The sequence below is a fragment of the Parvimonas micra genome, from assembly GCF_021300775.1.
GTDB lineage: Bacteria > Bacillota > Clostridia > Tissierellales > Peptoniphilaceae > Parvimonas.
Genome location: NZ_JAJTJP010000001.1, coordinates 477,225 through 489,638 on the forward strand (window position 1 = coordinate 477,225; position 12,414 = coordinate 489,638).

A 12,414-nucleotide genomic window follows, 5' to 3' on the forward strand; every position below is an offset into this window, starting at 1 on the left:
AAAATAATTATAAATTTACACAGTACATAACAACTTTACCTAATATACTAAACTCATCATCTTTAGAAAATTTAAAATCTGTAAAGGAATGATAAGTAGAAGCTGGCCTAAAAATAATATCTTCACCATCTCTAAAAAATAATTTTAAACTATACTCACCATTATTTGAAAATACAACAATATCTTCATCTTCTAAATTATATATTGGATAGTTCATTTTAACTGCAATATAGCTTCCATTAGGAATTATTTTATTCATACTTTCTCCATTAACATGCATTATTAAAATATCATCATCATTTGCATATGGCCCCATTACAGAATCACTAATCTCTATTTTTTCTAAATCTACTTCATAGTTCGGTCCATCTGGGATTCCTGCTGAAACACCATATGGTAAGTAATTATATACTGAAGCTTTGGTTGAATTTGGATTATTAGAATAATGCTCCCAACCTAAAATTTCAATTGGACTTGTATTATATATTTCTGCTAATTTAACAAGTCTATCAATCGGAATATTAGTAATTATGTCGTTCTCATATTTAAATAAATTTTGCTTACTAGTTCCTATTAATTCACCAGCATCTTGTAATGTAAGATTAGCTTTTTGCCTAAGTTCTTTTAATCTATCCCCTGTAGTCATATTATCACCCCTATTATTCTATACTAATTATACACTAAAATAACTTAAAAAGCAATTTATTTTAAAATTTTTTCATTTTTTTTAAAAAAGTAGCTTGACAAGTTATTTTTTTAAGTGTATAATATAAGTAACTTAAAAAGTGATTTATTGATTGGAGGAAATTATAATGCAAAAAAGAAAAACTAGAAATTCAGATATCAATACTTTAGAAATGTTTAAATTACTACTTACATTTACAACTTTTACTTTATCATGTTTTTTTATGATAATGTATGGAGTAACTGGAAAGTTGATTTAATAAAAAATAAATTATTATGAAATAATTTTATTTATAATAACATGTTGAGCAATACTGGATTTTAGAAGCATCTTAATTATTTTATATATTGAGATGCTTCTTTATTTTTGATATAATTTATATAATAAAAATTAAGGAGACTTTTATGGAAGACTACGATATTATACTTGCAAGTAATTCTAAACAAAGAAAGGATTTACTAAAATATATTTTTAATGAATTTAAAATAATTCCAGCAAAAATTGATGAAAGAAAGTTAGAAAAAGATTTTTTAGATTCTAATTTTAAGGATAATATGTCAAGATTTAGTGAATTATGTGAAAAATTATCTTATGAAAAATGTAAATATGTAAGTAAAAAATATAATAATTCTCTTATTATTTCTGCTGATACTATCGTTTTTGATAATAATGTTATATTTGGAAAGCCAAAAAATATTTTAGAAGCAAGAAATATGTTAGAATATTTATCTGGCAAGGAGCATATAGTTCAAACATCTGTTACAATATTTTTTAAAAATATTTATCATACATTTTCAGTAAAAAGTTATGTAACTTTTTACGATTTAGATTCATTACAAAAAAGAACAATAGAAAGCTATATAAACACTGATTTACCATATGATAAAGCTGGAGGTTACGGAATACAAGATAATGGTAATTTTTTAATTAGGAGTACTAAAGGTGATTTTTACAATATTGTAGGCTTACCCATTTCAAAATTGTATAGAAAAATAATGAAAATAACAAATTTAAAATAAAAAAATCTAATGATCAAGTCATTAGATTTTTTTCATTAATATACATCTTTAATTTTTGATAGTTAATTTAATAATTATTCTAAAAATTAAACATTATTTTTATAAAATATATTTAACATCTTTAAAATTTTCCTATCTTGTTCAGGAACTAATTCACCAATTCCAATAAAAACATTATCACAATATATTTTGAATATTCCACTTTTGTCAATATAAAATGATTTTCTTAATCCATTAGAAATATGCTTAAAATATTTTTTTTCAAAATCAATTTTGTCATATTCTATTACATCTTCTATCTTTATTAAAGATTCTTTTAATTTTATATTATCAAGTCTTTTAAGTCTTTCAATTGAAATAGAATTTTCAATTTTAAAAATTCCATATTTATTCCTACATAGAGAACTCATATACGAAAAATTATTTGTATCAAATCCTATATCATTAAATAAACTTCTTATATATGTTCCTTTAGAACAGTTAACCTCAAATCTTATCTTATTATCATAGAAATTTAGGATTAAAAGTGAATAGATATCAACTTCTCTTTTTTCTCTTTCAATTTCTATTCCATTTCTAGCTAACTCATATAATCTTTTTCCATCTTTTTTTAAAGCCGAAAACATCGGAGGCATTTGCATTATTTTTTTATTATCATAATTTTGTATAACATCAAAAAAAATATTTTTATTATAATTAATAACCTTTGAATCTATACTTTTTCCCCAAATATCTAAAGTATCTGTTTCTATACCTAAAGTCATTTCTCCTATATATGATTTTCCCATTGTTTGAATATAGTCTACAATTTTTGTAGCATTTCCAATAGCAATCGGTAAAACACCAGTAGCATTAGGGTCAAGAGTTCCAGCATGTCCAACTTTTTTTGTATTATATATTTTTCTAACGATATTTACTATATCTCTACTAGTAAATCCTTTTGGTTTATAAACATTCAATATTCCGTTAAAACTCATCTGGATACTCACTTTTTAGTTTTTCTAAAAATAAATTAACAACTGTTTTAAAATCCCCCTCTATAACGCAACCTGCAGATCTTGTGTGTCCACCACCATTGAAATAAGAACAAACTTTTGAAACATCAACAAATTCTTTACTTCTTATACTACCTTTAAATATATTATGGTTAATTTCTTTAAATAGAATAGATACTTCAAATCCGTTTATGTCTCTATAATAATTTACTATATCATCTACCATATCCATAGTTAAATTGGTACCTTCAAAATCAGATTCAAACATACCAATTACAGCAACTCTATTATTAAAATATAAGTCAGCTCTAGCTATCAATCTATTCTTTATCATTTCAACTTCAAAACAATTATTTTGATATAGTTTTTTATAAATATAGTCTTTATTCGCTCCTAAATCATAAAGATTAGCACATGCTCTTAAAGTAGAAGATGTGGAGGATTCGTATAAAAATCTATACGTATCAGTATTAATCCCTATTAACAGTGCATTTGCAACATCTTTTGAAATATTAAAATTAAATTCTTTAAATAAATTAAATATTATTTCACAAGTTGAACTCATGTTAGGAAATACATAATTTAAATCTCCAAAAAAATTATTAGTCTTATGATGATCTATATTAATTATTTTTTTAGCTCTTTTTCTAAAAAGTTCACCAATATCTCCAGGTCTATCTATTTCTCCACAGTCAACATATATTAACAAATCTAAATCCTGTTCTGAAACTTCTTTTATATTTACAAGAGTATCTAAAAAAAGTATATTTTTTGGAAATTCATCAACTTTTATTCCAAATATTGATTTATCTAAATTTTCCCTTATACCAAGTATCATAGAAATTGTAGATCCTATATTGTCTCCATCAGGATTTTTATGTGAGATTACTCCAATTTTACTTGAAGATTTTATCAATCCTAATATTTCTTCAGGACTATTATTCATCTTCATCATTACCATATATTCCTCTCTTTTCTCTATCTTCTTTTGATACTTTTATTATTAACTCATTCATTAATGCAGCTTTTTCAAAAGATTCATCAAGTTTAAAAACTAATTTAGGAGTATGTCTTAAATCTAAGGTTTCTGAAATTCTCTTTTTCATATAACCTGTGGCACTTTCTAGTCCTTTTATAGTTTTATCCTTAGTTTTTTCATCTCCAAAAATACCAATGCTAACGTAACAAATTCCTAAATCATTTGTTACGCTAACTTTAGTAATATTTGTAATAGATGGATCTATTCTATTATCTTTAATACCATTATAAATAGCATCTGATAAAACTCTATTAATTTCAGATTCTATTCTTCCAAGTCTTTTTGTATTCATAAAAACCTCTATCTTTCAACTTCCTTATCAATATAAGCCTCAATTATATCAGTTTCTTTTAAATCATTATAATTGGAAATTCCTAATCCACCTTCATATCCAGTTAAAAGTTCTTTAGCATCATCTTTAAATCTCTTCAACGAACTTATTTCTCCTTCATGAAGAATAATTCCATCTCTAAGAAGTCTTACTTTTGCATTTCTAGTTACCTTTCCATTTAAAACGTAAACTCCTGCTACAGTACCAATTCCTGGAACTTTAAAAGTAGCTCTAACTTCAGCTCTACCAATTACTTCTTCAACATAAGTAGGGGCTAACATTCCTTTTACTGCTAATTTAATATCTTCTATTGCATCATATATAACTCTATATGTTCTTACATCAACATTTTCATGTCTTGATAAGTCTATGGCACCTTGTGAAGGTCTTACATTAAATCCAATAATAATAGCATTACTTGCTGCTGCAAGCATTACATCAGATTCATTTATACTACCAACAGCTCCATGTATTATATTAACTTTCACTTCTTCATTACTTAGTTTTTCTAATGAATTTTTAACGGCATCAACTGTTCCTTTAACATCTGTCTTAATTATTATTTTTATTTCTTTTAAATTTCCATCTTGTATCTTATCAAACAAATCATCTAATGATACTTTATTTCCAGAAGCTATCATATTTTCTTTTTGAACGTTAATAATCCTTTGAGCATAACCTCTTGCTGTTTTTTCATCTTTTACAGCATAAATAAAGCTTCCTGCTTCAGGTACTTCTGAAAGCCCTAAAATAACAGCTGGTGTTGATGGAGTTGCTTTTTTAATTTTCTTTCCTTTATCATCAAACATCGCTCTTATTCTACCAGTAGAAGTCCCTGAAATTACCATATCACCAGAATTAAGAGTTCCTTTTTGAACTAAAATTGTAGCAACGGGACCTCTTCCTTTATCAAGCTGAGCTTCAATTACTGTACCTATAGCCATTCTATTTGGATTTGCTTTTAATTCTTCAACTTCTGCAACCATAAGAACCATTTCTAGTAATTCATCAATGCCTTGTCCTGTTTTTGCAGATACTGGCATTGTTATTACATCTCCACCCCAATCTTCAGGTAACAAACCGTTATCTGCTAATTCAGTTTTTACTCTTTCAGGATTTGCTCCATCTTTATCAATTTTATTTATAGCAACAATTATTGGAACTCCTGCAGCTTTTGAATGGTTTATTGCTTCTATAGTTTGAGGCATAACACCATCATCAGCTGCTACTACTAAAATAGAAATATCAGTTACTTTTGCACCTCTTGATCTCATAGCTGTAAAAGCTTCATGACCTGGAGTATCTAAAAATACAATTTTACTATTATTTACATTTACTGTATATGCACCGATATGTTGTGTAATTCCACCAGCTTCTTGAGTTGTTACTTTAGATTTTCTAATATAATCTAATAAAGATGTTTTTCCATGATCAACATGACCCATTACTGTTACAACTGGTGGTCTTGTTACTAAATCTTCTTTTTTATCTTCATAATCTAGAGAAATAATTTCATTCTCTTCAGTTATTTCTGGAGTTTCTAAGACGGTAACTTTACCAAATTCTTCTGCTATTAAGCTTGCACAATCAAAATCAATTTCTTGATTTATTCCTGCCATTATACCAAGTGATATTAATTTTGAAATAACTTGTGAACTATTAACTCCTAATGCTTCAGAAAATTCTTTAACTGTTATACTTTCAGGAATTCTAATTTCTCCAGTATTTTCTACTTTATTTTCAAATTCTAAATCACTATCACTTTTAGTTTTATGATTAGCTTTATTCTTCTTTTTTGCTGGTTTTAAAATAACATTTGGATTTCTATCTTCCCTCTTCTTATGTTCGTTTATAGACTTATTTTTTTTGTTCTTTTCTTGACCTTGTAAATGAGTTTTTCTTGCATCTCTTTTTTCAATAGCTGGATCAACAACTTCTACCACATCATCTAAAAATTCTCTTTTTCTATCATCAAATTTCTTTCCAAAATCTTTTTTATCTTTATTATATGGTCTACTGTCTTTGTTAAAACCTTCTTTTTTATCTTTATTATATGGTCTACTATCTTTATTGAAGCCTTCTTTTTTGTCTTTATTGTATGGTCTACTATCTTTGTTAAAACCTTCTTTTTTGTCTTTATTATATGGTCTACTATCTTTGTTGAAGCCTTCTTTTTTGTCTTTATTATATGGTCTACTATCTTTGTTAAAGCCTTCTTTTTTGTCTTTATTATATGGTCTACTATCTTTGTTGAAGCCTTCTTTTTTGTCTTTATTATATGGTCTACTATCTTTGTTGAAGCCTTCTTTTTTGTCTTTATTATATGGTCTATTATCTTTATTAAAATCTTCTTTTAAATTTTTATTATCTTTATTCAAATTTTCTTTTCTATCCTTATTAAAACTATTTTTTTTATCTTCAGTTTTAACTTCCTTTTTTTCTTCTTTTTTTGATTTTTCAGATTCAAGTTTTCTAAAATGTCCTATTACAATTTCTAAATCTTTACCTTCAAGAATTGACATATGACTTTTTACATCAACTCCTAAACCAGTAATTATATTAATTAATTCCTTGCTTTGTAAATTTAAACCTTTTGCAAGTTCATGTACTCTAACTTTACTCATACTAGCACCCCTTTGCTATTCAATAGAATCTACATATCTTTTCAGTTCGTCATAAAATTCACTATTTATCTCTGATTCTAATGCAACATTTAGTCTCTTATTTTTCTTCGCCTTATCTATACATTTACTAGAATTACAAATATAAGCACCTCTTCCGTTCTTTTTACCTGAAACATCTAGTAAAATACCTTCTTCTTTATTATTTACAATTCTTAATAATTCTTTCTTTTCTTTTTGTTCACCGCAGGAAACACATTTTCTCATAGGAATTTTTTTTGCTTTCATATAATCACCTATAATTCAAATCCATTGTCTATAAATTCTTGTTCTCCATCAAAACCTACTTCAATATTTCCGTTGATTAGATCTTCTTTATACTTTTCTAATCCTTTAATATCTATTCTCCAATTAGTTAGTTTAGCTGCTAATCTAGCGTTTTGTCCTTCTTTTCCTATTGCTAATGATAATTGAGAATCTGGAACAATAATTCTTGCTCTATTTTCACTTTCATTTGTAAAAACAGCTATAACTTCTGAAGGACTAAGAGAGTTAGATAAATATTCTTTTACATCTTTACTAAAAACAATAATATCTATTTTTTCTCCTTTTAATTCATTTATAATTGAACTTACTCTTGATCTCTTATATCCTACGCATGCACCTACAGGATCTACATCATCATTTTTAGAAAAAACAGAAATTTTTGTTCTACTACCTGGTTCTCTAGCAATTGATTGTATTTCTACAGTTCCATCTAATATTTCAGGAACTTCTAATTCAAATAATCTTAAAACAAAATTAACATCTGATCTAGAAAGCAAAACTTGTGCGCCTTTTGTTGTATTTTTTACTTCCTTAACATAAAATTTCAATCTTTCACCTACACGATAAACTTCATTTTTAATTTGCTCCGGTGGTGTTACAATTGCTTCAAGTTTTCCAAGATTTACAAATAAATTGTTTCTATCAATTCGTTGAATTTGTCCAGAGATAAGTTCTCTTTCTTTATCTTGAAAATCATTGTATATTACTTCTCTCTCTGCATCTTTAATTTTTTGTATTACTATATTTCGTGCAGTTTGGGCAGCAACTCTTCCAAAGTCCATAGTTTTAAGTTTAATTGAAACTTCATCACCAAGAGAGTACTTTGAACTAATTGCTTTAGCATCTTCCAAAGATATCTCCGTTATATTATCTTCAACAACTTCAACTACAGTTTTTAGTGAAAATAATTCGACTTTTCCATTTGTTCTATTAATATTTATTTTTACATTTTCATACTCGCCAAAGTTTTTTTCATAACTTTTTAAAAGTGCTTTTTCTAAAGAATCAAAAATTATTTCTTTTGATACACCTTTATCACGTTCTATTTCGTCTAATGCTCTTAAAAAATCTGTTGTTCCTTTCATAATTATCTCCTTAAATTTCTATTTGTGATTTTATTATTGCTATATCTTTTCTATAAAAAATAACTTCTGATTGCCCTACATATAAAGTTAAATTTTCTTTATCAAAAGATTTTAAATATCCAATAAACTCTTTTTCATTATTTATCTTTTTATAACACTTTACTAATATCTTTTTATCAATATATGTCAATAGTTGTTCATCGCTTTTTATTTCTCTCTCAGCACCAGGAGATGAAACTTCTAAGAAATATGAATCATCTATTGGATCTATTTCATCAAGCCAATCGCTAACAAGATTACTAGCCATCTCACAAGAATCCAAATCAACACCATCATCTTTATCAATAAATATCCTTAGTACATTTCCCTTAGGTTCCTTTACATACTCTGCATCTACAAAATAAATACCTTTTTCAAGAAATAACTTAGTAAAAGTATCCTCAATAGTTTTTAATAATTCATTTTCTTTTTTCAAAATTATCTCCTTTCAAACATAATTTAAACTAAAACGAAAGAGTGGGCTTACCCACTCTTCTCATAATAAGAATATTTTTTTATTATTATAACACAAATCATATACAAAATCAAGCAATACTATAAGAAATTACATATCTCTTGTTGCTATAATATCAGCACCTGTATTTAATATATTTTTTAATACTACATCACCAACTTTAATTGGAGATGAAACTTCTAATTTATTTAATTCTCTCATAATATCAAAAATCATATTTTTAGGAATTTCTGTAGAAGTTTTTACAGGTAATCTATTATGAATTGCGTTTTTTATCTTAACAGTTGAAGTGATTGTTCTAGTTGGAAAAGTTAACTCTTTTTTTCCATAAGTAGCTCCTTTTGGGCACTTATTTCCAATTACTGAATAATCATTTTCTTCATCTACAGAGATTCTACACCCAACTGGACAAACAATACAAACCATATCTTTCATTGTTATTCTCCCTTTTTCATTGAAATGAATACCTTATTAGTTGATACTGCCTCAAATTGTTTTTTTGTTAATGCTATTTTCTCCATTTCAGCAGGTGCAACATGCGGTCTCTTAAATTCTTTTATTATTTTACCATCTTCATCAGAAATTGAAATAATTACATTTTTTTCAACACTTTTAACTCTAAAAAATATTTCTAGCTTACTATCCATATTTTCAATTCTAACTTTTTGAGGAACAGTATAAAAAATTCCTTCGCCATTTTTAATTTCAATAGTAGTTACATTAGAATTAGAAATATCGTTAATATACTTCGCAGCTGATCTTCCGGCTTTTTGACTTTCTCCAGTAACAAAATCAACTAAATCATGAACATGACATACATTTCCACACGCAAAAACTCCATCCATACTTGTTTCCATATTTTCAAATACAAATGCACCTTTTGTTCTCGTATCAATATTAATTCCTACTTCTCTAGTAATTTCATTTTCTGGAATTAGTCCAACAGATAATAAAAGTGTATCACATTCTAATTCTATTTCTGTACCTTTAATAGGCATTCTATTATCGTCAACTTTACTTATAACAACTTTTTCTAGTCTACCTTTACCTACTATATCAGTAACAGTATGAGACAATAGTAAAGGAATATTATAGTCATGTAAACATTGAACAATATTTCTTGCTAATCCATTAGAATATGGCATAAGTTCAACACAAGCAATAACTTCAGCTCCTTCTAAAGCTAATCTTCTTGCCATTATTAATCCAATATCACCAGATCCTAAAATAACTATTTTTTTTCCACACATAAGACCTTGCATATTTACATACATTTGTGCTGAACCAGCTGTTAATACTCCAGAAGGTCTATCACCTGGAATTGAAATAGCACCTCTCGTTCTTTCTCGACACCCCATTGCAAGTATGATAGCTTTAGCTTTAATAATTTGATAACCATAATCTTTGCTTACTGCCTGTATAATTTTTTCATTATTAAACTCTAATACCATTGTATTTAATCTAATTTCAACTTTGTACTCTTTAGCTAAATCTATAAATCTCTGTGCATATTCTGGTCCTGTAAGTTCCTCTTTGAAATAGTGAAGTCCAAAACCATTATGAATACACTGATTTAATATTCCACCAGCTTCTTTATCTCTTTCTAAAATTAAAACTTTATCTATTCCATTTTTCTTTGCTTCACAAGCAGCAGCAAGTCCTGCTGGACCTCCTCCTATTACAACCAAATCATAAAATTCCATATTAGCTAATTTACTCCTCTTCTTTTGTCTTTCCAGTTATAATATAACTACCAAAATTTGTATTATATACTTCTTCCGGAGGAATATTTAATTCTCTTGAAATTATTTCTAATACTTTAGGTCCACAAAAACCACCTAAGCAACGTCCCATTCCAGCTCCTGTTCTTTTCTTTACAGCTCCAAGTGTTCTTGGAGGTAGAGGCATCTTTAAAGAATCTATTATTTCTCCCTCAGAAACCGTAATACATCTGCATATTATATTACCATATAGTGGATTTTCTTTAATTTTTTCAGCTCTTTCTTCTGGTGACAAATGTTTAATTCTAATTACTTTTCTACTATCATTATAGCTATCTTTTTTAACAAAAGTAACTCCAATTTCTTTTAATATATCCAAACACATTAAACCGATGGCAGCGCATGAAGCCAATCCTGGAGATTTTATTCCCGCTAAATCAATAAAATTTTTACAATTTTTTGATTCTCTAATAATAAAATCCGACTCAGTACTATTAGCTCTTAAACCAGAAAAATTATTAATATTTTCCCAATATGGAACATTAGATATTGTTTTTGAAATTTTATCTTTTACTTCATTAAGACCTTCAAATGTTGTTGACTTATCATCAACTAGAGAATTACTTTCTGCATTTGGTCCAATAATAATATTATTATGTGCTGTAGGAGCAATTAATACACCTTTTCCTACTTTTGAAGGACATTGAAATAAAACATGTTTAACTAAATCTTTTTGACTTTTATCTAAAATGTAGTACTGTCCTTTTGAAGGGAGTATTTCAAATTCTTTTTCACAAACCATATTATGAACTTTATCCGAATTAACTCCAGCTGCATTAACAATATATTTTGATGAGTAAGAATTATCTTTAGTTTTTACAATAAAGTTATCACTTAACTTTTCTATACTAGTAACCTCACTCTCTAACTTAATTTCTACCCCATTAGAAACTGCAACTTGTGACATCGCTATACATAATTCCCAAGGATCAATAACTCCAGCTCCAGGTGAAAATAGCGCTTTAGTAACTGTTTTATTTATATTTGGTTCAATTCTTTCAACTTCTAATTTATCAATAATTTTTAAATTTTCTACACCATTTTTAATTCCGTTATCTAGTAATTTTTCCAAAGTTTTTTCATCTTCTTCATTAAATGCTAAGACTAAAGAACCACATTCATTATATTGAACATCCAATTTTTTTACTATATCTTTAATCCTTCTTGAACCTTCAACATTAAGTTTTGCCATTAATGTTCCTGGTTCCGGGTCATAACCTGAATGAAGTATACCACTATTTGCTTTTGTGGTTCCATCAGCAACATCTATTTCTTTCTCTAGTACTAAAACTTTTAGATGATACTTTGATAACTCATATGCAACATTACTTCCTATTACTCCACAACCAATTACTATAATATCATACATCTTTTGTATCTCCTATCAACCATTTAAATTCTTCATAAATGGATTATTGTTTTTTTCAAAACACAAATTACTTTCTGCTCCATGTCCTGGTAATACTCTGTAATCATTTTCTAGATTAAATAATTTTTTTACTGAATTTATTATTTCCTCAGTATTACCTGTTGGAAGATCACTTCTTCCAATACTCATTCTAAAAAGTGTATCTCCTGAAAAAATTATATCTCCCAAAAATGCACAGATGCTCCCCTCTGTATGACCAGGTGTTTCCATAATTACAATAGTATCACCATAAAAATCTATTTTCTCATTATCACAAAGCCATCTATCTGCTTCTAACTCAATCCCCTTAAATGGTGGAATAGACTTAGATAAATTTGTTATACAATTATTTAATAATGCTTTTTCCTTCATACTAGCATAAACTTGTAAATTATATTTTTCCTTTAATAAATTCACTGCTCCTATATGATCACCATGTCCATGAGTAAGGAGTATAAAATCTACGTTAATATTTTCTTGTTCTATAAAATTAATAATATCCTCACTATCTCCACCTGGATCAACTATAAATCCTTTTTTGTTATCATTATATACGATATAGCAATTTACAGCATAAACTCCAACAACTATTCTTTTAACATTCATAAA

14 protein-coding genes are annotated in these 12,414 nt (G+C 27.1%); 2 read left to right on the plus strand and 12 right to left on the minus strand.

What is annotated here, in order from left to right; translation table 11 throughout:
- Positions 1-7: 7 nt before the first annotated feature.
- Positions 8-646, minus strand: a complete 639-nt coding sequence (locus LW893_RS02380; RefSeq protein ID WP_233055621.1) for a helix-turn-helix domain-containing protein — start codon at positions 644-646, stop codon at positions 8-10.
- 166 nt (positions 647-812) lie between these two features.
- On the opposite strand from LW893_RS02380, the gene LW893_RS07125 reads away from it, so the two are divergent.
- Positions 813-944, plus strand: a complete 132-nt coding sequence (locus LW893_RS07125; RefSeq protein WP_269836885.1) for a hypothetical protein — start codon at positions 813-815, stop codon at positions 942-944.
- A gap of 145 nt (positions 945-1,089) precedes the next feature.
- Positions 1,090-1,704 carry a Maf family protein gene (locus LW893_RS02385; protein WP_233055622.1) on the plus strand — a complete coding sequence of 205 codons (615 nt, stop codon included), beginning with the start codon at positions 1,090-1,092 and terminating at the stop codon, positions 1,702-1,704.
- Positions 1,705-1,790: 86 nt separating this feature from the next.
- On the opposite strand, the gene truB is transcribed toward LW893_RS02385, so the two are convergent.
- The 11 genes from truB to LW893_RS02440 all read right to left on the minus strand — a co-directional run bounded on the left by truB (position 1,791) and on the right by LW893_RS02440 (position 12,411).
- Positions 1,791-2,681, minus strand: a complete 891-nt coding sequence (truB, locus tag LW893_RS02390; protein ID WP_233055623.1) for a tRNA pseudouridine(55) synthase TruB — start codon at positions 2,679-2,681, stop codon at positions 1,791-1,793.
- Complete coding sequence (locus tag LW893_RS02395) at positions 2,671-3,660, minus strand: DHH family phosphoesterase (protein WP_233055624.1); 990 nt, start codon at positions 3,658-3,660, stop codon at positions 2,671-2,673. Before LW893_RS02395 ends, truB begins: the two co-directional genes overlap by 11 nt.
- Positions 3,638-4,030 carry a 30S ribosome-binding factor RbfA gene (gene rbfA, locus LW893_RS02400; protein ID WP_233055625.1) on the minus strand — a complete coding sequence of 131 codons (393 nt, stop codon included), beginning with the start codon at positions 4,028-4,030 and terminating at the stop codon, positions 3,638-3,640. The genes LW893_RS02395 and rbfA overlap by 23 nt, the downstream gene beginning before the upstream one ends.
- An 8-nt stretch (positions 4,031-4,038) precedes the next feature.
- Positions 4,039-6,693: a translation initiation factor IF-2 gene (gene infB / locus LW893_RS02405; protein WP_233055626.1), complete on the minus strand. Its 2,655-nt coding sequence runs from the start codon at positions 6,691-6,693 to the stop codon at positions 4,039-4,041.
- A gap of 15 nt (positions 6,694-6,708) precedes the next feature.
- Positions 6,709-6,978 (minus strand): RNase P modulator RnpM, encoded by a 270-nt coding sequence (rnpM, locus tag LW893_RS02410; RefSeq protein WP_233055627.1) that lies wholly within the window; start codon positions 6,976-6,978, stop codon positions 6,709-6,711.
- An 8-nt stretch (positions 6,979-6,986) separates the two neighbouring features.
- The gene (gene nusA, locus LW893_RS02415; RefSeq protein WP_233055628.1) at positions 6,987-8,102 is read right to left on the minus strand and encodes a transcription termination factor NusA; all 1,116 of its coding nucleotides are present in this window, start codon (positions 8,100-8,102) and stop codon (positions 6,987-6,989) included.
- 10 nt (positions 8,103-8,112) lie between these two features.
- Positions 8,113-8,577, minus strand: coding sequence for a ribosome maturation factor RimP (rimP, locus tag LW893_RS02420; protein ID WP_233055629.1), 465 nt, complete (start codon positions 8,575-8,577; stop codon positions 8,113-8,115).
- A 129-nt stretch (positions 8,578-8,706) separates the two neighbouring features.
- Positions 8,707-9,051, minus strand: a complete 345-nt coding sequence (locus LW893_RS02425; RefSeq protein WP_233055630.1) for a DUF1667 domain-containing protein — start codon at positions 9,049-9,051, stop codon at positions 8,707-8,709.
- A gap of 2 nt (positions 9,052-9,053) precedes the next feature.
- Positions 9,054-10,319 (minus strand): NAD(P)/FAD-dependent oxidoreductase, encoded by a 1,266-nt coding sequence (locus tag LW893_RS02430; protein ID WP_233055631.1) that lies wholly within the window; start codon positions 10,317-10,319, stop codon positions 9,054-9,056.
- A 10-nt stretch (positions 10,320-10,329) separates the two neighbouring features.
- Positions 10,330-11,766, minus strand: coding sequence for an NAD(P)/FAD-dependent oxidoreductase (locus LW893_RS02435; protein ID WP_233055632.1), 1,437 nt, complete (start codon positions 11,764-11,766; stop codon positions 10,330-10,332).
- Between the two features lie 15 nt (positions 11,767-11,781).
- Positions 11,782-12,411, minus strand: a complete 630-nt coding sequence (locus LW893_RS02440) for an MBL fold metallo-hydrolase (RefSeq protein WP_233055633.1) — start codon at positions 12,409-12,411, stop codon at positions 11,782-11,784.
- Positions 12,412-12,414: the final 3 nt, after the last annotated feature.